The organism is Promicromonospora aerolata (assembly GCF_042682255.1).
GTDB lineage: Bacteria > Actinomycetota > Actinomycetes > Actinomycetales > Cellulomonadaceae > Promicromonospora > Promicromonospora aerolata.
In genome coordinates this window covers 3,456,740-3,479,996 of the sequence record NZ_JBHUHF010000001.1, presented here as the reverse complement: position 1 = coordinate 3,479,996, position 23,257 = coordinate 3,456,740, and the positions used below count along the sequence as shown (strand labels likewise).

General features: G+C 71.3%; 19 protein-coding genes. 8 read left to right on the top strand and 11 right to left on the bottom strand.

The features are described from left to right. The 4 genes from ACFSL2_RS15490 to ACFSL2_RS15475 form a co-directional block, all read right to left on the bottom strand. Nucleotides 1-1,563, bottom strand: a complete 1,563-nt coding sequence (locus tag ACFSL2_RS15490; protein WP_377198722.1) for a UDP-N-acetylglucosamine 1-carboxyvinyltransferase — start codon at nt 1,561-1,563, stop codon at nt 1-3. 96 nt (nt 1,564-1,659) lie between these two features. Then, the gene (locus ACFSL2_RS15485; RefSeq protein WP_377198721.1) at nt 1,660-2,208 is read right to left on the bottom strand and encodes a methylated-DNA--[protein]-cysteine S-methyltransferase; all 549 of its coding nucleotides are present in this window, start codon (nt 2,206-2,208) and stop codon (nt 1,660-1,662) included. Nucleotides 2,209-2,258: 50 nt separating this feature from the next. After that, on the bottom strand, nt 2,259-3,122 hold the full coding sequence (locus ACFSL2_RS15480) for an ATP-binding protein (RefSeq protein WP_377198720.1): 864 nt from the start codon (nt 3,120-3,122) through the stop codon (nt 2,259-2,261). A 319-nt stretch (nt 3,123-3,441) separates the two neighbouring features. Next, entirely contained in the window at nt 3,442-4,251 is an 810-nt protein-coding gene (locus tag ACFSL2_RS15475; RefSeq protein WP_377198719.1) for a helix-turn-helix domain-containing protein, read from the bottom strand. A 145-nt stretch (nt 4,252-4,396) separates the two neighbouring features. Here ACFSL2_RS15475 and ACFSL2_RS15470 point away from each other — a divergent pair, with 145 nt between their 5' ends. Continuing rightward, on the top strand, nt 4,397-5,779 hold the full coding sequence (locus tag ACFSL2_RS15470) for an MFS transporter (protein ID WP_377198718.1): 1,383 nt from the start codon (nt 4,397-4,399) through the stop codon (nt 5,777-5,779). Here the strand turns inward: ACFSL2_RS15470 and ACFSL2_RS15465 are convergent. The 3 genes from ACFSL2_RS15465 to ACFSL2_RS15455 are packed head-to-tail and all read right to left on the bottom strand — an operon-like array spanning nt 5,769 to nt 8,001. Next, nucleotides 5,769-6,029, bottom strand: coding sequence for a DUF6457 domain-containing protein (locus tag ACFSL2_RS15465; RefSeq protein WP_377198717.1), 261 nt, complete (start codon nt 6,027-6,029; stop codon nt 5,769-5,771). The genes ACFSL2_RS15470 and ACFSL2_RS15465 overlap by 11 nt on opposite strands. Beyond that, entirely contained in the window at nt 6,026-6,712 is a 687-nt protein-coding gene (mobA, locus tag ACFSL2_RS15460; protein WP_377198716.1) for a molybdenum cofactor guanylyltransferase, read from the bottom strand. The genes ACFSL2_RS15465 and mobA overlap by 4 nt, the downstream gene beginning before the upstream one ends. Beyond that, nucleotides 6,709-8,001 (bottom strand): molybdopterin molybdotransferase MoeA, encoded by a 1,293-nt coding sequence (locus tag ACFSL2_RS15455; protein WP_377198715.1) that lies wholly within the window; start codon nt 7,999-8,001, stop codon nt 6,709-6,711. The genes mobA and ACFSL2_RS15455 overlap by 4 nt, the downstream gene beginning before the upstream one ends. An 89-nt stretch (nt 8,002-8,090) precedes the next feature. On the opposite strand from ACFSL2_RS15455, the gene ACFSL2_RS15450 reads away from it, so the two are divergent. The 7 genes from ACFSL2_RS15450 (at nt 8,091) to ACFSL2_RS15420 (ending at nt 17,531) form a co-directional block, all read left to right on the top strand. Next, nucleotides 8,091-8,480, top strand: a complete 390-nt coding sequence (locus ACFSL2_RS15450) for a VOC family protein (RefSeq protein ID WP_377198714.1) — start codon at nt 8,091-8,093, stop codon at nt 8,478-8,480. Nucleotides 8,481-8,807: 327 nt separating this feature from the next. Continuing rightward, entirely contained in the window at nt 8,808-10,142 is a 1,335-nt protein-coding gene (locus ACFSL2_RS15445) for an MFS transporter (RefSeq protein ID WP_377198713.1), read from the top strand. 2 nt (nt 10,143-10,144) lie between these two features. Continuing rightward, a complete protein-coding gene (locus ACFSL2_RS15440; protein ID WP_377198712.1) occupies nt 10,145-12,466 on the top strand; it encodes a molybdopterin oxidoreductase family protein in 2,322 nt (773 codons plus the stop codon). Then, nucleotides 12,463-14,118: an FAD-dependent oxidoreductase gene (locus tag ACFSL2_RS15435; protein ID WP_377198711.1), complete on the top strand. Its 1,656-nt coding sequence runs from the start codon at nt 12,463-12,465 to the stop codon at nt 14,116-14,118. The genes ACFSL2_RS15440 and ACFSL2_RS15435 overlap by 4 nt, the downstream gene beginning before the upstream one ends. Nucleotides 14,119-14,368: 250 nt before the next feature. Further along, on the top strand, nt 14,369-15,448 hold the full coding sequence (locus ACFSL2_RS15430; RefSeq protein ID WP_377198710.1) for a tyrosine-type recombinase/integrase: 1,080 nt from the start codon (nt 14,369-14,371) through the stop codon (nt 15,446-15,448). Nucleotides 15,449-15,451: 3 nt separating this feature from the next. Then, nucleotides 15,452-15,778 (top strand): helix-turn-helix domain-containing protein, encoded by a 327-nt coding sequence (locus ACFSL2_RS15425; RefSeq protein ID WP_377198709.1) that lies wholly within the window; start codon nt 15,452-15,454, stop codon nt 15,776-15,778. A gap of 397 nt (nt 15,779-16,175) precedes the next feature. Further along, a complete protein-coding gene (locus ACFSL2_RS15420) occupies nt 16,176-17,531 on the top strand; it encodes a hypothetical protein (protein ID WP_377198708.1) in 1,356 nt (451 codons plus the stop codon). 235 nt (nt 17,532-17,766) lie between these two features. Here ACFSL2_RS15420 and ACFSL2_RS15415 read toward each other — a convergent pair whose 3' ends face one another. From ACFSL2_RS15415 to ACFSL2_RS15400, 4 genes are all read right to left on the bottom strand, one after another. Further along, nucleotides 17,767-19,422: a cation:proton antiporter gene (locus ACFSL2_RS15415; RefSeq protein ID WP_377198707.1), complete on the bottom strand. Its 1,656-nt coding sequence runs from the start codon at nt 19,420-19,422 to the stop codon at nt 17,767-17,769. A gap of 52 nt (nt 19,423-19,474) precedes the next feature. Continuing rightward, entirely contained in the window at nt 19,475-20,122 is a 648-nt protein-coding gene (locus ACFSL2_RS15410; RefSeq protein ID WP_377198706.1) for a response regulator, read from the bottom strand. Further along, nucleotides 20,119-21,105: a HAMP domain-containing sensor histidine kinase gene (locus ACFSL2_RS15405; protein WP_377198705.1), complete on the bottom strand. Its 987-nt coding sequence runs from the start codon at nt 21,103-21,105 to the stop codon at nt 20,119-20,121. The genes ACFSL2_RS15410 and ACFSL2_RS15405 overlap by 4 nt, the downstream gene beginning before the upstream one ends. Before the next feature lie 615 nt (nt 21,106-21,720). Further along, the gene (locus ACFSL2_RS15400) at nt 21,721-23,202 is read right to left on the bottom strand and encodes a potassium/proton antiporter (RefSeq protein WP_377198704.1); all 1,482 of its coding nucleotides are present in this window, start codon (nt 23,200-23,202) and stop codon (nt 21,721-21,723) included. Nucleotides 23,203-23,257: the final 55 nt, after the last annotated feature.

Genomic DNA, 23,257 nt, shown 5'->3' with positions numbered 1-23,257 from the left:
TCAGTCGCGGAAGGTTTCGATCCGCGCGCCGAGCTCGATCAGCCGCTCGGCCAGCTGCTCGTAGCCGCGGGCGATGATGTCGACGTCGCGCAGCACCGACGTCCCCGTGGACGCCAGCATCCCGAGCAGGATCACCACCGCCGGGCGCAGGGCCGGCGGGCAGCTCACCTCGGCCCCGCGCCAGCGGGTGGGGCCCGTGACCTGGAGGCGGTGGGCGTCCATGAGCTGCACGTCCGCGCCGAGGCGGGTGAGGTCGGTGAGGTGGATCGCCCGGTTCTCGTAGACCCAGTCGTGGATCAGCGTGCTGCCGGTGGCCCGCGCCGCGATGACGGCGAAGAACGGCAGGTTGTCGATGTTGAGGCCCGGGAACGGCATCGAGTGGATCTTGTCGATCGGAGCGCGCAGCTCGCTCGGGTGGACCGTGACGTCGACCAGGCGGGTGCGGCCGTTGTACGCCACGTACTCCGGGCTGAGCGTGTACTGCTGGCCCATCTCGGCGAGGGTGGCGAGCTCGATCTCCATGAACTCGATCGGCACCCGGGACACGGTGATCTCGGACCCGGTCACGATCCCCGCGGTCAGCAGGCTCATCGCCTCCACAGGGTCCTCGGAGACGGTGTACTCGACGTCGGACTCGAACCGGGTGCGCCCGTGCACGCGCAGGGTGGTGGTGCCGATGCCCTCGATCCGCACCCCCAGGAGCTCCAGGTAGAAGCACAGGTCCTGGACCATGTAGTTGGGGCTCGCGTTGCGGATCGTGGTCACGCCGTCGCGGCCGGCGGCCGCCATCAGTGCGTTCTCGGTGACGGTGTCACCGCGCTCGGTGAGCACTATCGACAGGTCGCCCGTGCCGGGCGTGGCCGTCGCCTGGTAGTGGCCGGTGGTGGCGACGACGTCGAGCCCGAACGGGCGCAGCGCGATCATGTGCGGCTCGACGGTGCGCGTACCGAGATCGCAGCCACCGGCATAGGGCAGCTGGAAGTTCGGCTCGAGCCCGAGGAGCGGGCCGAAGAACATGATGATCGAGCGGGTCCGCACGGCGGCGTCGACGTCGATGGCCGCCAGGTCCAGCGACTCGGGGCGGATGATCTCCAGGTCGCGGCCGTTCGGCGCCCACGTGGCACGCACGCCGATCGAGCGCAGCACGTCGAGGATGCGGTCCACCTCGACGATCCGCGCGACGTTGCGCAGCACGGTGCGGCCGTGGTTGAGGAGCGACGCGCACAGCAGCGCCACGGCGCCGTTCTTGGAGGAGTTCACCTCGATGGTTCCCGAGAGCTGGTGGCCACCCTCGATGCGCAGGTGGGTTCGCCTGGCGGCTCCGGCTGTGATGAGCTCGGAGTCGAGGGCGGCACTGATCCGCCCGATCATCTCAAGGCTGAGATTCTGCGCACCCTGCTCGATTCGGTGCACGGCGCTCTGGCTCGTGCTCAGCCGTTCAGCGAGCTGTGCCTGGGTAAGACCACGGTGCTGGCGGGCACCGCGGACCAGGGAGCCTACCTGTGCGGCATCCACCACGGGGATCGATCCGGTGAGTGGGCGGTCGGGGCTAGCGATAGTCACGAGGACGACAGTAACTCATCTATGAGATATGGCCAGCCATGGTTGGGGACGTCACAGTGGCGGGCGCCGTCAACGTGCGGCGGCTCACAGGTCGACTCACAGGTCGAAGAGCGTGGGTTGCTCCAGGTGGACACCCTCCGTCGCCAGCATGCGCACCTTGGTACGCGGACCGCCGCGGGCCGAGAACCCGCCCACCTTGCGGCCCGCGGCCAGCACGCGGTGGCACGGCACGATGGGCGGGAACGGGTTGCGACCCATCGCCTGTCCGACGGCCTGGGCCGCTCCTGGCGCGCCGAGCTCGGTCGCGACCTCGCCGTACGTGCGGGTCTCGCCCGGCGGGATGGCGCGCACCACCTCGTACACCCGGCGGTCGAACTCCGGGACGGCGCTCATGTTCAGGGAGATCTCGGCGAGGTCCCCGACGCCGTCGCCGAGCAGTCGGGTCAGCGCCGCTACCGCCGTGGCCACCGGTGCGGGTGACGCCTCGACGGCGCCCGGGTACCAGCCGCGCACGGCGCTCCGGACCTGGTCGGCGCCGCCGTGGGGCAGTGCCGAGCCCACGATCGCGGCGTGCTCGTCCCAGACGAGCGCGCACTCACCGATCGCCGTCGGGATCACCGCGAACTCAAGGGCGTTCCGGTCCATGCGCCACACCCTAGGCGGCGCCTCCGACAACGGGCCCGTGCGGGTCTCGCTCAGTGCCAGATCGAGGCGATCGGCATGGCCCAGATGCGCTCTCCCAGCGGATAGGTCGAGTCGCCCGTGTGGAAGACGACCCCTCGCTTGAAGGTGCTGCCGAGGGAGTCTCTCAGCCATTCGAGATGGCGCGCTGCCGGGGGTTTCACTGCGTTCGCGGCCTTGATCTCGATGCCGACGACCGAGCCGCCCGGGCCCTCGAGGAGAAGGTCGACCTCGTGAGATCCGTTCGAGTCCCGGAGATGGAAGGCATCGACCCGAGGGTGGCTCAGTGCCACGAGCGGGAGAATCTGTGCGGCGACGAACGTGTCGATGATTCGGCCGAGAAGATCGCCGCTCGACAGAATCGCGTTCCTGTCGGCGCGGAGAAGGCTTGTCGCGAGACCGGTGTCGGCGACGTAGAGCTTCTGGCTTCTGACGAGTCGCTTGAGACGGTTGGAGCTCCATGCTGGGACTCGTTCGATGATGCGAAGGTCGTCGAGCAGGTCCAGGTAGGTGTGGGCGGTCCGGCCGTCGAGACCAGCCGCCTCCGTCAAGGTCTTGGCTTGTGGAACGCCGCCTGATGACAGCGCGACGGCGTGGAGTAACGCCGCGAGACGATCGGGCGAGCGCACCTCGGCGAGGGCTGAGACGTCCCGGTGTACGAGCTGGTCGACGTATCCGGGATACCAGGCGCCCCGCGCGCGTTCCGTGAGGTGGAGGGCTTCGGGGAAGCCGCCCTGGATCGCGTACTCGACGTAGTCGACAATGGTCGGCGCCGTCCGGAGGGTTGCTGGAACGGGGTCGTCGTCGGAGAAGAGTTGCCGCAGGAAGTCTGCTGCGTTCGCCGAGGCTTCGATCTCGCCGCGAGCGAGGCTGTGCATTCGGAACGGGACGACTCGTCCTGTCCCGGGCCAGACTGCTTCCGTCCGGCGTGCACGGACGCTGCCGGTGATGAGGAAGCTCCCACCTTCGGAGCCGGAGTCGATGGCACGTTTGATCGCGGCGAGCGACGTGGGGACTTCCTGCCACTCGTCGACCAGTGTCGGCAGGTCCTGTGCTGCAAGTAGCGCGTCGGGGGCAGCCGCGAAGGCTTGTGCGCGCTGCTCGTCATCCAGGCGCAGGATCTAGCAACGAGCCGATGGGCCCGACAAGAGATGCCGAGGCCACCCGACCGGGCCATGGTCCTCCATCGGCGGGTGGTCAGGCGGCGTGTGCGAACGCGCGGCGAACCCGGCCCGGCGTCGTGTCGAGCGTTGCCCGGACGGTCCGGGTGAGGTGCGCCTGGTCGGCGAAGCCCAGATCCCCGGCGAGCGCGGCCAGGTCGGCGTCCCCCGCCTCGAGCCGGTCGAGGGCCCGGCTCACGCGCACCCGGTTGCGGAACTGCGTGAGGCTGGTGCCGGTCTCGGCCTGGAACACCCGGCTGAGGTGGGCCGGCGACGCACCCAGCGCACGGGCCAGGCTCACCAGGTCGCCGGACATGGGCGCGGCGTCGAGGACGGCGGCCCGCGCCCGCGCGACCAGGCGGGCCCGGGAGGTGCGGGCGGCCGGTGTGCGGGCCGAGGCGGGGGCGCCGTCCGACGCCGCGGTGCGAGCCGCGGCGGCCACCGTCCGGACGAGGCGTTCTGCGGGGTCTGCCGCATCGTGCGCCGTGCGGAGCAGCAGCCGGTGGGCGAGCTCGGTGGCACCGTCGACCCGCACGACGGTGGGCGCGGGCCGGTCGCCGGCGATCTCCTGCCAGAGCGTCGGGCCGACCGAGACGAACGTGCACACGTCGCCACCCGACGGGTGTGCGAACCGCTGCTCCCGCCCCGGTACCTGGGCGTAGCCCCGCGTGACGTCCACCGACTGCTCGACGCCCGCGCTCGCCAGCCGGAAGTGTCCGCGCCGGGGCAGGACCAGCCCGAACGTGTCGGCCGGCTCGGCCGCGGACCACCCGGCGTGCTCGTCGGAGCACTCCACGACCCGCACCGAGTACTCGGGTGCGGTGAGGACCGGTGTGGAGCGGCGCACGAGCCCACCGTAGGCGTACCCACCGACACTCCCGCCGCGACGACGAAGACGGCCACGGCCACGGCAGTGCGCGGTCGCGCCGTCGCCGTCGCCGTCGGGCAAGGATGTTCAAGACCCGAGAGACCCGCCGCCGGACGCTGGGACCATGCGCAAGCCCCTGCTCCTCGTGGTGCTCCTCACCGCACAGACCATGGCCTCGATGGACGCTTCCATCGCCAACGTCGCCCTGCCGGCCATCCGACGGGACCTGGACGCGACGGGAGCGATGCAGCAGCTCGTGCTGTCGGGGTACCTGCTCGCCCTCGCGAGCCTCATCGTCACCGGGGCGCGGCTCGGCGACCTGTTCGGCCACCGCAGGCTGTTCCGATGGGGGTTGGCGGTCTTCACCGTGGCGTCGCTGGCCTGCGGCCTGGCTCCCACGCCCGGCGTCCTGGTCGCGGCGCGCGTCGTACAGGGGGCCGGGGCGGCGCTGCTGGTGCCTCAGGTCTTCTCCCTCATCCAGCACCACTTCGAGGGCGCTGCCCGTCGGCGCGCCGTCGGCGTCTACTCCATGGTGCTCGCGCTCGGGGTCGCGCTGGGCCAGGTGCTCGGCGGGCTCCTGGTGTCGGCGGACCTGGCCGGGCTGTCGTGGCGACCCGTGTTCCTGGTGAACGTGCCCGTGGGCGTGGTGCTGCTCGTCGCGGTCGGACGGGTGCTGACGTCGGCTGGCGGCGTCCGCCGGGCCGGGCCGGTGCGGGCGCGCGATCTCGACGTGCCGGGCGTCGTGGTCCTCGCCCTCGGTATGGGAGCGTTCACGGGATCGCTCACGCTGGGGCGCGAGGCGGGATGGCCGGGGTGGGCGGTGGGCGCGCTCGCTGGCTCGACGGTGCTGCTCGCGTGGTTCGTGCGGCACCAGGTACGGACGGCGCGGCCCCTGCTCGACCTTGCCGTGCTGCGTCCGCGCGGCATGCGACCCGGCCTGCTCGCGTGCGCCGTCGTGATGGGCTGCTACGCGGCCTTCCTGTTCGTCTTCACGCTGCACGTGCAGACCGGGCTGGGCTGGACGGCGCTCGCGGCCGGCCTCGCGTTCCTCCCGTATACGGTCGGGTTCGCGGGCCTGAGCCTGACCTGGGCGCGGATGCCGGAACGTGTGGTCCGCCGGCTGCCGACGGCCGGGCCGATCGTGCTCGCGGCCGTTGTCGCCGTCGTCGCGACCGGGGCCTCGCCGTGGCACCTCGCGCCGCTCCTGGTGCTGGCCGGCGCCGGCCACGCGGCCGGGTACAGCCCACTGATCGCCGGGCTGTCCGACCTGGTCCCGCCCGGCAGGGCGTCCGCGCTCTCGGCGCTCAACACCACCGGCCCGCTGGTGGCGCAGACCGTGGCGATCGCCGTGATCGGCGGGGTCTACCTGTCCTCGACCATGTCCTGGGCGCTGGTCACGACAGCGGCGGTACTCCTGACCGGGTCGGCCTGCGCGGCGGTCGCCGGCCGCGCGGACCGTCCGGCAGACGCCGGGACGGGCACCGGCGCCGAGTCCGTCAGTCGGTGACCCAGCGGGCCGCGAGCCTGCTGGCCTTCTCGGTCGCGTCGGGTCCGCTGCTCGCGGACGCCGCGATGCCGCCGGCCGCCGCCAGGCCCGCCGCGAAACCCACGGCGTAGGTGGTGACCGGTGCGGCGGGCCGGGCGACGGCGTGGGCGGCGTCGCGGGCCAGGTCGAGCACCGCCGGCACGTCGATGGTGCCCGGGGGAAGATCGAGCTCGGCCTCCAGGGCTTCCACCCAGCTGTCCAGATCTGTCATCTCGGGTCCTTCCGGTCGTCGTCGGTTCCCCGCGCAGGCCCGTCTGCCGTGGCGTCGAAGCGGGTCGCTTCCGCCGCGGCGCCGAGCCGGGCAGCATCCGCAGGGGTGTCGATGTCGTCGCTCCAGCCTGCCGGGTCCGGCACCTCCGTGCAGCGCAGCCCACCGACCAGCCGCCGCATGGCGGCGCCGTCCACCCGGATCCCGCCCAGGACGAGGTCGAGCGCCGCACGGCGGTACAGCCCGACCAGCCACTGGGGGCGGCCGTCGCGGACCACGTAGGCGCCGTCGACGGGTTCACGTGAAACGGCCCGCTCGAGGAACCCGATGGCCTCCGCGGCGTGCGGCACGTCGACCGCCAGCAGCAGCACCCACGGTGCGCTCGAGGCACGGACAGCGCGCAGCCCTGCCGCCACACCCGCGACCGGACCGCCGAACGGGGGGTCCTCCTGGGTGAGCACGAGACCCCGACCGGGCGCACCGGCAGCCGGGCCCGGCAGCGACTCCGCGAGCTCCGGCGGGCCCACCACCACGACGGCACGCGCCCGCGCGCTGGCCTCGAGCGCCCGGTCGAGCAGGCGTGCGCCGTCGACGACGAGGCCCGCCTTGGACGCACCGCCGAGCCGCGCGGCCCGGCCACCGGCCAGGACCACCGCGTCGTACGCGACACCGGCGACGTCCGTCATCGGAGCATCAGCACCTGGACGGGGTCGCCGGCGCACACCTTCTCCACGTCGGGCGGCACGAGCGCCAGGCCGTCGGCGGCGGCGAGCGCCGACAGCGCGTGATGGGACCCCGTCGGCACGACGCCGACGGCGCTCGCGGTGGTGCCGGCCCCCGCGCCGCCGTCGGGCAGCGGGACCAGACGGACCGGGACGACGCGCAACCGCCCGGGCGCGCCGGCCCAGCCGGCGGCGGCGGCAAGGGCCACCGGCCGCGGTCCCCCGGGAGCCTTCTCGCCGCGGAGCCGGTCGATCGCGGGGTGTGCGAACAGCTCGAACGAGGCGTACGCCCCTACCGGGTTGCCCGGCAGCGCCAGCCACGGCACGCCACGCCAGCGGGCCAGGGCCTGGGGCTTGCCGGGGGAGATCGCGACGGTGGCGACGTCGGCGTCGGTAACCCCGCGGTCGCCGTCCGGGCCAGGAGCCGGCGCGGCCAGGACCTCACGCACCACGTCCGCGGCGCCCGCGGAGACGCCACCCGCGGTCACGATCAGGTCGGCTCTCGAGTGCACGGCCTCGTCGAGCGCGGCGCGGAGGGCCATCAGGTCGTCGGGCACCGGCCCGAGCCGGACGACGTCGGCGCCGGCCGCCCGGGCCGCAGCCGCGAGCATCGGCCCGTTGGAGTCGGTGATCTGCCCCGGCCCGAGCGGTTCGTCGGCTGGTAGCAGCTCGGATCCGGTGGAGAGGACGGCGAGCAGCGGCCGGCGTCGGACCGCAACACGCACCGTCCCCGACGCCGTCAGGGCACCCACGAGCGCGGCCGTCACCTCCGTTCCTGCGTACGCGAGACGCTCGCCCTGCCGCACGTCCTCGCCCGCGCGCCGGACGTGCGGCCGGGGCCGCCGGGCGAGCGTGACCGACGACTCCGCCCGGGGCGCACCCGCGAGGAACCGGCCGGTGGAGGTGTGCTCGACGGGCACCACGGCGTCGGTGCCGGACGGGAGCGGGGCGCCGGTCATGATCCGCAGGGCCTGTCCGGGGCCGACCTCGGCCAGGTCGCTCTCGCCTGCCGCGACGTCGCCCGTCACCTGGAGCGCTACCGGGCTGCCGTCGGGCGGCAGGTCTGCCAGCCGCACGGCGTACCCGTCCATCGCCGCGCCGTCGAAGGGCGGAACGGAGGCCGCGGCGTACTGGTCCTCCGCGAGCACCGAGCCGAGCGCGTCCTCAGGCGTCCGTTCCACGGATCGCAGCGGCGTGACCAGGGCGAGCACGCGCTCGACATGCTCGGTCACGCTGCGCGCCTGTGGCTCCATGGACCGACCATAGGACAGCGGGGCGCGGCGGACGTTTCCGAGCGTGCACAGCCCACCGACGCGCACGGTGAGCAGCGATAATCTCGCGCATGCGCCTCCATCACATCCAGGTGACCTGCCCGCGCGACGGCGAGGACCTCGCCCGCCGCTTCTACAGGGACGGCCTCGGCCTGACCGAGGTCCCCAAGCCCGAGGCGCTCACCGGTCGTGGTGGCTGCTGGTTCCGGGACTTCGACGCGGAGGGCCGGACGACCGCCGAGATCCACGTCGGCGTCGAGGACCCGTTCACGCCCGCGCGCAACGCGCACCCGGCACTCGTGGCCGACGACGTCGCGCACCTCGAGTCGGTCGGCGCACGTCTGGTGCGCCTCGGGTTCGAGACCACGTGGAAGGACCGCCACACCTTCGACGGCTACGAGCGCTTCCACGCGTTCGACGGCGCGGGCAACCGCGTGGAGGTGCTGACGCCGGCCGGGTGAGGCTCAGGGCAGCCTCCCCGCAGATTCACTGACTTCGGTCTGTTGGTATGAGATCGGTCCATCAACCGACCGATCTCATACCAACCGACCGATCTCACTGGTCTGATCGTGGAAGGGACCGAACTCAGGGAGGCAACCCCTCACACGAGCAGCCGGCACCCTGTGCGTTCTTCCTTACGGTCGATTAACTGCTCTTTGTCGGGCGATGAAACACCGCCTCCCTAGGTTCATGGCGTCGGTCCGACGTCGGGCCGGTCCCGGATCCGGCACCCGTCGGTCCGAGCGCGCCCGGCGTCGTCGGGCATACGCCCATGCAGGGAGGACGACGTGTCCACTCCGACAACACGCGATGACACACGCGACGACCGGGCCTCGGCCACGAGCGCCCAGCACCGCACGGGACGCTGGATCGAGCACTGGGACCCCGAGGACAAGACCCTGTGGGAGGACGGCGGACGCCGTACCGCCCGCCGCAACCTCGTGCTCTCGATCTTCGCGGAGTTCCTCGGTTTCGGTGCCTGGGCCCTGTGGTCGATCGTCGTGCCGCAGCTGCCCGCTGCGGGCTTCGACCTGACGGTCGACCAGATGTTCTGGCTCATCTCGGTGCCCGCCCTCGTCGGCGCCACGCTTCGCATCCCTTACACGTTCGCGGTCCCCGTGTTCGGCGGCCGCAACTGGACGATCGTCTCGGTGCTGCTCCTCCTGCTGCCGATCGGCGCGCTGATCCTCACGGTCGGTGACCCGACCACGCCGTTCCCCGTGCTGCTCGGTGCGGCGGCGCTCGCGGGCCTGGGCGGCGGCAACTTCGCGTCCTCGATGGCGAACATCTCGTTCTTCTTCCCCGAGAAGGAGAAGGGCGCGGCCCTGGGCTGGAACGCCGCCGGCGGCAACATCGGCACGGCGGCCGTCCAGCTCGCGGTACCGCTCGTCGTCGTGACCGGAGCGGGCGTCGCGCTCGACCGGGCCGGGCTCGTCTTCATCCCGTTCGTCCTGCTCGCCGCGTTCCTCGCCTGGCGCTGGATGGACAACCTCAGCACAGCCAAGGCGGACCCACGCTCGTTCGGTGTGGCGGTCCACGACAAGCACACGTGGATCATCAGCTGCATCTATATCGGTACGTTCGGTTCGTTCATCGGGTACGCGGGAGCCTTCCCGACGCTGCTCAAGGGCGAGTTCCCGGACGTCGCGCTGCCGCTCGCCTTCCTGGGCGCCCTCGTCGGGTCGGTCGCCCGCCCGCTCGGCGGCATCCTCGCCGACCGGGTCGGCGGCATGATCATCACGATCGCCTCGTTCGGCGTGATGGCGCTCGGCGCGATGGGCGCGATCTGGGCCCTCGGGTCCGGCAGCTTCCCCGGGTTCTTCGGCTCCTTCCTCGTCCTGTTCGTGGCCACGGGCGTCGGCAACGGCTCGGTCTACCGGATGATCCCCGCGGTCTTCCGGGTGAGCGGCGGGACGGCGAAGGCGGCGGCCGGGTGCATCGGCATCGCCGGCGCGATCGGCGCGTTCGGCGGGTTCCTCATCCCCCGCGGGTTCGCGCTGTCCACCACCGTGGCCGGGTCGCTCGTCCCCGCGCTGTGGCTGTTCATCGGGGTGTACGCCGTGCTGGCCCTCGTGTGCTGGCTCGTCTACGGACGCGGTGCCATGGCAGAGGCGCGGGTCTGAACATGCTCGCCTCCCCGGGAACTGCCGTCGACTCGCACTGCCCCTATTGCGCACTGCAGTGCGGGATGTCGCTGACGCGGACCCGTGCGGACGGGGCGCCGCCGCTCGAGGTGCGGCCCCGCGACTTCCCCACCAACCGGGGCGGGCTGTGCCAGAAGGGGTGGACGTCGGCGGCGGTGCTCGGGGTCTCGGACCGGCTCGTCACCCCGCTGGTCCGGGGCACGTCCGGGGAACTGGAGCCGACGAGCTGGGACGTTGCGCTCGACCTGGTCGCGTCCCGGCTCGCGGCGCTGGCCGCCGAGCACGGACCGGAAGCGGTCGCCGTATTCGGCGGCGGCGGGCTGACCAACGAGAAGGCGTACGCGCTCGGCAAGTTCGCCCGCACCGTCCTGCGCACGCCCAACATCGACTACAACGGTCGGTTCTGCATGGCGTCCGCGGCGGCCGGGATGAACCGGTCCTTCGGGATCGACCGCGGCCTGCCCTTCCCGCTGTCCGACGTCGGCGGCGCCCAGGCCGTGCTGCTGCTCGGGTCGAACGTCGCGGAGACCATGCCACCGGCCGTGCAGCACCTCGCCGGGGCACGGGCGGCGGGCGGGCTCGTCGTCGTCGACCCCCGCCGGTCCGCGACGGCCCGCCTCGTCGGGGATCCTTCGACAGGCGCGGCAGAGCGCCCCGCCTCGGCCCAGCCCGGCGAGGGCGTGCACCTCGCGCCCGTACCCGGAACGGACCTCGCGGTGCTGCTCGGCCTGCTGCACGTGGTGCTCGCCGAAGGACTCGCCGACCGGACCTACCTCGACGAGCGCACCAGCGGCTTCGACGACGTCGCCCGGTCCGTCGCGGGCTGGTGGCCCGAGCGGGTCGAGGCCGTGTCCGGGGTGCCCATCGGTGAGCTGCGGCGGGTGGCCCGGCTGCTGGCCGCAGCCGCCCCGGTCCACGGCGGGGCCGGCGCCTACGTGCTGACCGGTCGCGGCGTCGAGCAGTCGACACAGGGCACGGCGACGGTCACGGCGGCGATCAACCTGGCGCTCGCCCTGGGCCTGCCGGGCCGCGTCGGGTCCGGGTACGGCGCCATCACGGGGCAGGGCAACGGGCAGGGCGGCCGCGAGCACGGGCAGAAGGCAGACCAGCTCCCCGGCTACCGCAAGATCGACGACCCGGCGGCGCGCGAGCACGTCGCCGGCGTCTGGGGCGTCGACCCGGAGACGCTCCCCGGACCAGGGATGCCTGCGGTGCAGCTCCTGAGGTCCCTCGGCGCCCCGACCGGTGAGCAGGCGCGTGCGGGTGGCCCCGTCCGGCCGCGGGCGCTCCTGGTGCACGGCTCCAACCTGGTGGTCAGTGCGCCCGACGCGAGCAAGGTGATCGGCCGGCTGAAGAGCCTCGACCTGCTGGTCGTGTGCGACTTCGTCCCCAGCGAGACGGCGCTCCTCGCCGACGTCGTGCTGCCCGTGACGCAGTGGGCAGAGGAGGAGGGCACCATGACGTCGCTCGAAGGGCGGGTCATCCGCCGTCGGGCCGTCGTGGCGCCGCCGGGCGAGGCGCGCTCCGAGCTGTGGGTCCTCGCCGAGCTGGCACGCCGGCTCGGTGCGCCCCAGTCCCTGGCCTTCCCGACCGACCCCGCCGCGGTGTTCGACGAGCTGGCCCGTGCCTCCGCCGGCGGTCCCGCCGACTACTCCGGTCTCTCCCACGCCCGGCTCGACGCCGACGAAGCGTCCAGCGGTCCTGGCCTGTTCTGGCCGGTCCCGGCAACCCCAGCTGACGGGTCAGGCACACAGGTCACCGGAGTGACCCGTACGTCTGACACGGCAGGGCATCCCGGGACGCCCCGGCTGTTCCTCGAACGGTTCGCCACGCCGGACGGGCGAGCCCGGATGGTCGCCGTCGACCACGTGGGGCCCAGCGACGACGTGCGTCCCGGCGCCCCGATCTACCTGGTCACGGGCCGGGTGCTGCAGCACTACCAGTCGGGAGCACAGACGCACCGCGTGGCGGAGCTGGAGCGTCTGGTGGCCGAGCCGTACATCGAGCTGCACCCGGTGCTGGGCTCCCGCATCGGTGTGGCCGACGGTGCCCGAGTACGCCTGACCAGCTCGCGCGGCCGGGTCGAGGCGACGGCCCGCTGGACCGACGCCGTGCGGCCCGACACCGTCTTCATGCCGTTCCACTGGAGCGGCATCGGATCCGTCAACCAGGCGACCACGGACGCCACCGACCCGATCTCCGGGATGCCGGAGTTCAAGGTCTGCGCCGTGGATCTCACGCCCGTCCCGGACAGCCCTGCAGTCCGGGGCGACGCCCGCCGAACGAAGGAGCTCTCGCCATGAACCTGCGTGTCCCCGTGAAGGTCGTCGTGGTGGGCTTCGGGATGGTCGGCTCACGGCTGGTCGACGAGCTGCTGCGCCGTGAGCCCGAGGCGTTCGACATCACCGTGCTCGGCGCGGAGCCGTACGAGCCGTACAACCGGGTGCTGCTGAGCGATGTCGTGGCCGGCCGCACCGACGTCGCCGCGATCACGATGCCGCTGCCCGACGGGGCCCGGGTCACCGTGCGCCGGGGCGTCACCGCGACGTCGATCGACCGGGAGTCCCGCGTGGTGACCGCCGACGACGGCACGGTGCACCCGTACGACCACGTCGTACTGGCGACCGGTGCGGCGGCCCGGGTCCCACCGATCTCCGGCCTGCGCACCGCCGACGGCGGGCTGCCGGCCGGCGTGCACGCGCTGCGCAGCCTCGACGACGCCCGTGAGATCGTCGCCGCCACCGTGAACTCGCCGCGGGCCGTGGTGGTCGGCGGCGGCGTGCTGGGGCTGGAGGCCGCCGTCGGCCTCGCGGACCGCGGCCTGAACGTGACGCTGATCCACAACGCGCGGTCCCTCATGGACCGACAACTCGATCCGGAGGCCGCCGACGTCGTCCGGGCCGGCCTCGAGGAGCAGGGCGTCACGGTGCTGGCGGGCTGTCGGTCCAGGGAGGTGCTGGTGGCGGGCGGTCGCGCGGTGGGCATCCGGGTCGAGCACGACACGGATCAGGCAGCCCCGGCGACCGGACGGCGGTCCTCGGGCACCTCCGGGCAGCGCGACGAGGTGGTCGCCGCCCGGCTGATCGTCTTCTCCGTGGGCACCATCCCGGAGACCGGGCTCGCCGTGGCATCGGGCCTGCCAACCGATCGTGGCGTCGTCGTCGGATACGACCTGGCCAGCCCCGACGACCCGCGCGTCCACGCGATCGGCGACTGCGCACAGCCGCCGGACGGCTCGCGCGGGCTCGTCGCCGAGGGCTGGGACCAGGCGCGTCGCCTGGCCGAGCAGCTGGTCTCGCTGGTCGAACCGGTCGCCCCGCCGGCCGCGTCCCACCTCCGCATACCGCGCGACGGTACCCGGCCCAGCATGGCCGTCCGCCTGGGCGCCCTGCTGGCCGGCGGTGCCACGACCCGCGCGCAGTCGGACCGGGGGATCGAGACGCGGGGGACCGACGTCGTGAAGGTCAAGGGCGGGCCGCTCAGCATCATCACGATGGGGGTCTGTGGCCCGTCGCGCCCGGACGGCGCCACCCAGCGCGCGGTGCGCCTGGCCGATCCAGCCGCCGGCCGGTACGTCGAGGTGGTGGTGGCGGACGGCCTGCTCGTCGGCGCGACGTGCGTGGGAGATCCGCGGGTCGCCGCCGACCTCACGGCCGCCTACACCCGCCGCACGCCCGTCCCGCCGGACCCCGCGTTCCTGCTGCTGACACCGGTGATGTCCGCGGCGGCTCCGGCGTCGTCCCCCGAGCACATGCCGGAGGACGCGGTGGTGTGCCGCTGCAACGGCGTGACCAAGGGCGACATCGCGCAGTCGTGCGGGTCGGGCGCACACACCGTCGAGGACGTCGCACGCGACACCCGGGCGACGACGGGCTGCGGCTCGTGCAAGGACGCGGTGTGCGGGTTGGTCGACTGGCTCCAGGAGAGCGAGGAGCCGGTCCCCGAGCCGGCGTGAACGTGCGCCTCCCCAGCGATCGGGCCCGAAACTCGCCCCCACAGTTTCGGGCCCGATCGCTGGGTAGCCGCGTAGTTGGGTAAATCTCCAGGCACTCAGGTTCGGTGGAGGCCACGGAGTGCTGATCGGCTGCGAACGGTTAGTTCCCGCTGCTGTATGCGTGGCGCTACGGATTCGATCGTTGGTCAGCGGGAGTGACGGTTTGCTCGTACAGTCGACGGATGGTCGACCTGGTTGAACCGAGCAGTCCGTGACGCTTGTCGCGCTGCGTGGTGGCAGCGGCGAGGACGAGGCGCTGCGCTATCCCCAGGATGTCGAGGACTTCGAGCAGGAGATCGTGGATCAGCATGCGCTGGCGATGAGCGCGGCGGGACTGAGTGATGATCACGTGGCGTCGTCACGGTCGGTCGTGGTGGAGTTCGCCCGGTCGTTGACCGTCCCCTTGTGGGCGGCCTCGTGCCAGGACGCTGACCGGTTCCTGGCCGAGCAGCGACGGCGGGGGCTGAGCGTGACTACGCGCGCGGGAAAAGCCGGGGTCCTGGCACGGTTCTACGAATTCGTCATTGGGCGCTATCAGGGGCAGATTCACCGGCTGACCGGGGCCTTGGTCGAGCAGCCGGTGGACGAGTTCAACCGGCAGTCCGGGGCTTCGCTGGCCAAGGTGCGGGTCCCGCCGTCGGAGGTCGAGGTCGACAAGCTGTTCGCTGGGTGGCGCACGTCGGTCGGCGAGGCACGGAAGTATCTGCCGGCGGCGAGGGACTACTTCGCAGCGTCGTTGTGGCGCAGGCTGGGGCTGCGGATCAACGAGACGGTGATGCTCGACATCCGTGACTGGCGTCCGGATCTTGGCGGGATGGGCAAGGTCCACGTCCGGTTCGGGAAGGGGTCGCGCGGCCGGGGACCGAAGCAGCGGCTGGTCCCGGCGATCAACGGCGCCGACGAGCTGATCGACTGGTGGCTGGCCGAGGTGCGCCACCAGTTCGGCGACGACTGGTCGAACCCGGACGCGCCGATGCTGCCGTCCGAGCGATTCGATGACGAGCTGGGCAGGTGCGGGCGGGTCGGGTCCAACGCGTTGCGTCGCGCGCTCGGCATCCAGACCGGGCTGTGGCTGCCGTCCTGGTCGGGCCGGTTGACCCCGCACGTGCTGCGGCACTACTGCGCATCGTCCCTGTACGGCGCTGGGATGGACCTCAAGGCCTTGCAGGAGCTGCTGGGCCACCAGTGGCTCGCGACGACGTCGGGCTACATCCACGTGCGCAGCGAGCACGTCGAGCAGGCGTGGAAGAACGCCAACCAGCGGGTCGCGGCCCGCTTCGGGGAGGTCTGAGGAATGAAGTGGAACCTGCGGCTGACCGCCGCCGAGCGCGGGATCTGGAAGTCCGCGCAGATGCGGCGCATGCTCGCCGAGGCCGGGCTGGAGATCAGCGCCGGGAAGATGTCCTCGTGGTGGGCGACCAGCCCGCCGGTGATCCGGCTGGAGGAGCTCGACGTGCTGTGCGCGGTGCTGGAGTGCGTGCCCGGTGACCTGCTCATCCCGGAGCCGGAGAAGGTCGCCGCACGGCGCCCGGCGCAGGCCGAGGCAGTCGGCGAGCAGCATCCGGGAGCCACGGTGGTGACCCCGCGGTTCGGCAAACCACGGTCAGAACCGCCGCTGTGAGGAGGACCCGGTGAGGCCAGGGCCGAACGCGCCGCTGCGCCCACCACCCAAGTGCAACGGGTGCCAGACGGCGAAGGTCGCCTGGTCCAAACCACGAGTCGACTACTGCTACGCGTGCCTGCCCGGGGGCCCGTTCAACCCGCCACCGTGCCGGACCTGCGGGTCAACGGCCTACTTCAGCCAGGGCCTGTGCGAGGCGTGCCATCCCGGCGGGCCACGGTTTCTGTCCTCTTGCACCAGCTGCCTGGCCTGGGGCGTTTTCCGGCAGCACAACTGGATGTGCTGGACCTGCCGATGGTGGGCCACCCACTTCCCGACCAGCGCGTGCGACTACTGCGGGCGCACGGCGCCAGTCGGGGACGCCGGCGCCTGCCGGCTGTGCCTGGAGCAGGCCCGCATGCTCCACGAACCCGGCCACGGCATCGACCTGGCCGGAGCGAACAAGCACGGCCAGCAGATGTTCCTCGCGAACATGCCCACACCCACGCGGGTGCTGCGCCCACCGCCGCCACCACGGCGACCCAAGCGCCGCCCCAGCGCCCCCACCAGGCCATTCACCCCGGTCGACGGCATCCAGGGTGCGCTGCTGACCATGACGCCCGACCCGCAGATCGTGACCGAGCGCGCCCGGTGGGAAGACGGGGAGCTGACCCGGCACTGCCACCAGGTCGTGCGCGAGCACGCGGACCAGCACGGCTGGTCGACCCGGCAGCGCAACGACGTGGTCCGCTCGCTGAGGCTGCTGCAGACCTACCGCAGCCGAGCCGAGGAGCGCATCCGCGTCACCGACGTGCTGACCCTGCCCACCTACGCCGGCAACATCGTCTCCACCATGGACGTCCTGGATGCGGCCGGTCTCCTGGTCGAGGACCGCATCCCACGCATCGAGACCTACTTCACGGCCAAGACGCGGCACCTGCCCCAGCCCATGCGAGGACAGCTCGAGACCTGGTTGGCCGTCATGATCGACGGGTCGGCTACCGCTCCCCGCCGCCGTCGGCGAGCACCGGTCAACATCCGCCAGCAGATCCACGCCCTCACGCCGATCCTGACCGACTGGGCCACCCAGGACACCACCTCCCTGGCCGCCGTCACTCCCGGGATGGTCACCGATGCCCTGCCACCCTCGGGACACCAACGCGCCACGACCGTGACCGGTATGCGGTCGCTCTTCTCCATCCTCAAATCCCGCAAGGTCACGTTCCAGAACCCCGCCCGCGCACTGGCCAACCCCGGCACCGGAGGCAGCACACCATTGCCTCTGGACACAGCGGCGGTCCGCGCCGCGCTGGCCTCGCCCGACCCTGCCGTGGCACTGGCGGTGGCCCTGGTGGCCTTCCACGCCCTGACCAACCTCCAGGTCCGACGCGTCCAGCTGACCGACATCACCGATGGCCGCCTCCAGGTCGGCGACCGCATCATCCCCCTGGCCGACCCGATCCGACCCCGACTACGCGCCTGGCTCGACCACCGGGCGAAGACGTGGCCGAATACGATCAACCCGTACCTGTTCGTCACCCAACGCAGCGCACCACGCCTGGTCCACCCCGGCACGCAGTTCCCCTGGAACAAGACCACCCTGCGCCCTCAAGCCCTGCGGGAGGACCGCATCCTGGCCGAGGCGCACGCCAGCGGCGGGGACGTGCGCCGCCTGTGCGACCTGTTCGGGATGAGCGTCGAGGGCGCCAGCCGATATATCACCACTCCAGGTCTGTCGGCTGGTTCCCCGACCCCAGCCACCGCACCGGTGTGAGACCGAGGCTTGGCCTTCGAACAGGCGCGAAGTCCTGCGCCACCCGGGCGGACAACGGGTCTCGCTTGTACAGGCAGCAGGCCCCAGGGCGGACTCAACGTCGGTGCCGAAGTCCCGCCGTAATTCACCAGCGGCTCCCACAGGCCGGCAACCTGGATGCGGTGGCTGGCTCACCATCACTGCCAGCGACTGGGGTCCGGGCAGCCAGTGCCGGTCGTCTCCCGACCGGTAGATCTCAGGCCTGGTCCCGGCCTCCGGTGCCGCCTTCGCCGACGTGGTCGGCGATGTGATCGAGCACCGCCTGGGTCGCCGTAGAGTACGGTTCGACCACGATGTCGGCATCGGTGCTCCGCAGACGCTGCGCGTCGCGGGCCGAGAGCGCGGTCAGGGCGATGCGCCCCTGGTAGTCGTGGTGGCGCAGGGCGTGCAGGAGGGCGAGGCTGACCTCGGCCGACGGGATCGTGCTGACCACCCAGCGTGCCTGGGCAAGCGGGAGCGACTCCAGGAAGTCGATGTCCTCGGCGCTGCCGAAGAACGCCGTGATCCCGTTGCGGTTCCAGCGATTGACGATGTCGGGGTCGAAGTCGACCGCGACGACGGACCGGCCGGCCGCGGTGAGGCGGTTCACGACCTGGCTGCCGAGGCGGCCCAGGCCGTAGATCAGCACGTCGGCCTCAAGTCCGTTGCGGGGAGCCTCCCGCTGGTGGGCGTTGCGGCGTTGGAAGACTCCCAGGAGCGGTCTGAGCTTCTCGAACAGTGGTTGGGAGTACAGGATCATGTAGGTGGAGGCGCCGATGGTGATCAGCCCGACGACGGTGATGAGGCTGACGGTGCCGGAGGTGATGTGGCCGAGGCTGAGCCCGAGGGCGGCGAGGATGAGGGAGAACTCGCTGATCTGGGCGACGGTGAGTCCGGCCTTGAACGACACGCGCACCGGGTAGCCCATCAGTCCCATGATGACCAGCACGATCAGCGGGTTGCCGAGGAGCACGAAAGCGGAGAACACCGCGGCTTCGCTCAGCTGACGGGTGGCGTCGGTGAATTCCAGCTGGGCACCGAGGGCGAGGAAGAAGAACAGCAGCAGGAAGTCGCGGAGGCTCACGAGCCGTGCGCCGATCGCTTCGCGGAACGGTGTCGAGGCCAGTGACATGCCCGCGAGGAACGCGCCGACCTCGGTGCTGAACCCGAGCCAGGCGCTGATCGCGGCGATCGAGACCGCCCAGGCGACGGCGAAGAGCACGAGCAGCTCCTGGGAGCGAGCCGCCAGGGGCAGCAGCCGGGGGATCAGGTAGCGCATGGCCAGGGCGACCCCGGCCAGCAGTGCGATGCCTTTGCCGATCACGAAGGCGATGTCGAGTCCGACATGGTCGCTGGTTTCCTGGCCGAAGGCGGTCAGGGCGATCATGACGACGACCACGGCGAGGTCCTGCACGATGAGGAAGCCGACGGCGATGCGCCCGTGCAGCTCGTCGATCTCTCGCTTGTCGGACAGCAGCTTGACGATGATGATCGTCGAGGAGAATGTCAAGGCTACGGCGACGTAGATGGCGGTGACATGGTCCATGCCCAGTGCCAGGCCGATGCCGTAGCCGATCGCGGCGGTGAACGCGATCTGCCCGAGGCCGGTGGCGAGTGCGACCGGTCCGGTCGTGCGGATCAGGTGGAGGTCGAGCCGCAGCCCGACCAGGAACAGCAGGATGGTGATGCCCAGGTGCGCCAGGAGCTCGATCTCTCCGATACCGCTGGCCCATCCGGTGCCGACCGGCCCGACCAGGATCCCCACCCCGATGAAGGCGACGATCAAGGGTTGACGCAGCCGGTTGGCGACCAACCCGGTGATGGCCGCGACCGCGAGGATCGCCGCGAGCATCCCGAAATCCTGTCCGCTCATCGGATGATCACGCCCCTTTCAGGCTCTCAGGTGCTGCCCGCCGGCGGCGATGTCACGGCTCGACGAGTCCCGCTCGGATCGCGTACCGGGTCATCTCGGTCCGGTCCCGCATCCCGAGCTTGGCCAGGATGTTGGAGCGATGGCGTTCCACGGTCTTGTGGCTGATCACGAGCTCGGCCGCGATCTGCAGGGAGGTGTGGCCCTCCGCGATGAGCTTGATCACCTCCTCCTCGCGCGGGGTGAGCACGCCGCGGGGCATGCGATCCCCCCGGCGCGTCCGCTCGAGGAAATCTCGCACGAGGGTCCTGGCGACTCCGGCGTACAGGAACGGCTCGCCGCGCATCGCGGCGTGGCAGGCCGCGACCAGATCCTCGTCCGCGGCAGACTTCAGCACGTACCCGCTGGCGCCCGCCTTGAGCGCGGCGAAGAAGTACTGCTCGTTGTCGTGCATGGACAGGATCAGCGTGCGCACCTCGGGAGCCCGCTGCGAGATCTCCCGCGCCGCCTGCAGCCCCGTCAGCCGAGGCATCGACACATCGAGCACGGCAAGGTCGGGACGGATCGAGCGCGAGAGCTCGACCGCCTCGGCGCCGTCGGCGGCCTCCGCGACGACTTCGAGGTCGGGTTCGGACTCCAGGATCCTGCGCACACCACTGCGCACGAGAGTGTGGTCGTCGGCCAACAGGACACGCACCGTCACGATCCGGCCCTCCCCAGGACGGGCGCAGGGACGGGCAACCTGAGCCGCACCTCGGTGCCGCCACCACCGCCGTGGGAGCGCACCGACAGGTCGCCGCCGACCATCCGTGCGCGCTCCAGCATCCCCTGGATCCCGGCACCCATCGCACCGGCACGGATGCCGACACCGTTGTCCGCGACCCGCAGGACGAGGGCGTCGTCCGACAGGCTGAGGTCGAGATCGACGGTCGTGGCCCGCGCGTGACGCACCACGTTCGTCAGGGCCTCCTGCACGACGCGGTAGATCACGAGCTCGGTCTCGGGCGGCAGGTCCGGCACCGATGAAGGCAGCCGACGTCGGACGTGCGGTCCGTTACGCGCAGAGGTGTCGCGGGCCAGGCCGGCCAGGGCGCTGACCAGCCCCAGGTCCGTCAGATCACCCGGCCGCAGGCGCTGGGAGATCCTGCGCACCTCCTCCAGGCTCGTGCGGGTCGTGTCCCGCAACGCGTCGAGCTCGGCGCGCACCGGCTCGGGTGCGGTGTCCATGAAGTACCGGAGCCCGAGCAGGACCGCCGTCAGGCTCTGCCCCACCTCATCGTGCAGCTCCTGGGCGATGCGCTGCCGTTCCGCCTCCTGCGCCTGCAGGGCCCGAGTGGTACTCGTCGAGCGTTCGACCTCCAGCCGCTCCAGCATCGCGTTGAACCCGCGCACCAGCTCACGCGCCGGGCCGGAGCCTGCCTCGTCCAGGCGCAGGCCTGGATACCGCAGGTCGATCCGTGCCATCACAGTCGTCAACCGGTCCAGCGGACGCAACACCGCCCGCAGCAGTGCGCCATTGACCAATACGATCACCGTTAGCCCGAGCAGCAGTACAACGAGCTCGGACAACAACGGCTGTGCCGACACCGTCGCCGGTGACAGGGCAAGGGCAAGCGTCCCGAGCAGGAACACCGCACCGTTGATCAGGCAGACACGCCAGAACAACGGCATCGACAGGTGGAACATGCCAACCACCCTCTCAGGTCACCGCGCGCAAAAGATGGGGGACAGAACCCATTGTTCGCCACCGCGCGGAAGAGAGACCGTGGGGAATGGACTGGGTAGGGCTGACGGTCACCGGGGTGCTCATCGTTCTGGCGGTGACCACGAGACATCTCGTGGACCGCATCGGACCGGGGAACGAGACTCGGCCGTATACGGTGCGCTCGCAGGGCTGGGCGAAGTCCACTCGGGTTGGCCACGTCTCAACTGCGGCAACCGATCAGAAACTGGACCGGTGCCGGTACCCCACCCAGATGCGCGGATCACCGCAGTCTGCAGCCATCAGGTACCGCGAACGGCGGGGTTATGCGGCCCGCCCAGCAGACTGCGGGAAGAGTCGTCATCACGAAACAGGTGACCTGTTCGTACCTCAGATGTCCCGCTCGAGCAGCGTGGTGGTCACCTCGCACTGGTGGCCCTGCTTGGTCGTGACGTTCACCGACACCGCCCACCGTCCGTCGGAACCTCAATAGCGGCACGGCCGTGGCGGTGCCGCTGATCTTGGCCGGGCTCATTGCCTGGGTCGAGCCCGACACGTTGGCATCGCGTAGACGAGTGTGGTCGCCTGGGGGCGGACCCCTATTCGGACGCGATGCCGCTTTCTCCCTTGGCCCATGCCGTGACGAGTCTGCTGGTGTCGGTGCGGCGAGGCATGGCGAGGATGATGAGATCGCCCTCGCGGATGGTGGTGCGTGGGGTGGGAATGAGGACGCGTGATCCTCGCACGATTGTGGTCACCAGACCGTGTGGGGGGTCCAGGTCGTCCAGGCGCTTGCCGACGATGTACAGCCCGCGCGTCGCCCGTACCTCGATGAGCTCGGTGTTGACGTCGCTGAGCGGCACGTCCGTCGCCACAGGGCTCAGGGTGGAGGCTTCGCTCTCCCGTGACAGCCCGAGCCAGCGCGCGGCCGTGCTGATGCTGACGCCCTGCACCGTGGCGGAGACCAGGACCACGAAGAAGACCACGTTGAAGATGAGCGCGCCGTCGGGGTAGCCGGCGACGAAGGGGAAGGTCGCCAGGACGATCGGTACCGCCCCTCGTAGTCCGACCCAGCTGATGAAGACGATCTCGCGCCAGCTGTAGCCGAACCAGACAAGACACGCCGTGACGGCCACCGGACGGGCCACCAGGACGAGGATCACCGTGATGGCCAGCCCGGGAACCACCACAGCGGGCAGTTCGGAGGGGAAGACCAGCATCCCCAGCATGAGGAAGAGCCCGACCTCGGCGGTGTTGGACAGTCCTTCGTGGAAGCTGCGGATGCCCCGGCGATGCAGGGGTGCGCGTGCGCCGACGAGCAGGCCGGTGATGTAGACGGCCAGGAACCCCGATGCGCCCAGCAGGGCCGCGCCACCATAGGACAGTCCCGCGATTCCCAGTGCCAGCACGGGATAGACCCCTGCAGGACCCAGGCTGACCCGGGTCAGCAGCCAGCTGCCTGCCAGACCGATCAGCGCGCCGACCACGATGCCTCCGCCGAGTTGCAGGATCGCGAACGTGATCCACTCACCAGTGGTGGGCGTGCCCTGCCAGGTGGCGATGAGCCCGATCGTGAGCATGATTGCGATGGGGTCGTTGGCTCCGGACTCCACCTCCAGCAGGGACGCGAGCTTGCGTGGCAGAGGTGCCCTGCGCAGCATCGCGAAGACGGCGGCCGCGTCGGTGGAGGCAACGACCGCGCCGATCAGCAGGGCCGTGAGCAGGTCGACGTCCAACAACAGGTAGGTCCCGACGCCCACCAGTGCAGCGGTGATGCCGACGGCCACCGTCGCGAGCACGATGCCCGGAGCTGCCGCTCGGCGGATGTCGCCGGGTTTGGTCGTCAGACCACCCTCGAAGAGGATGAGGAGCAGCGCGATGGAACCGCCGATCTGCGCGATGCGGGGGTCATCGAGAGTGATCAGCGCCAGGCCGTCGTCGGCGATGATCATGCCCAGTGCGAGGAAGAGCAGCAGGCCCGGCATACGGATCCGGTTCGCGAACCCGGCGGCTAGGATGGCCGCGATCAGCAGGAGTCCGCTCCCCAGAATCCATCCATCGGCAGGCAGTTGAACTGTCATTGCGTCCTGTCATCGGTGAATCGGTGAGTCGTGAGGAGTTTATTGGTGGTGGCTA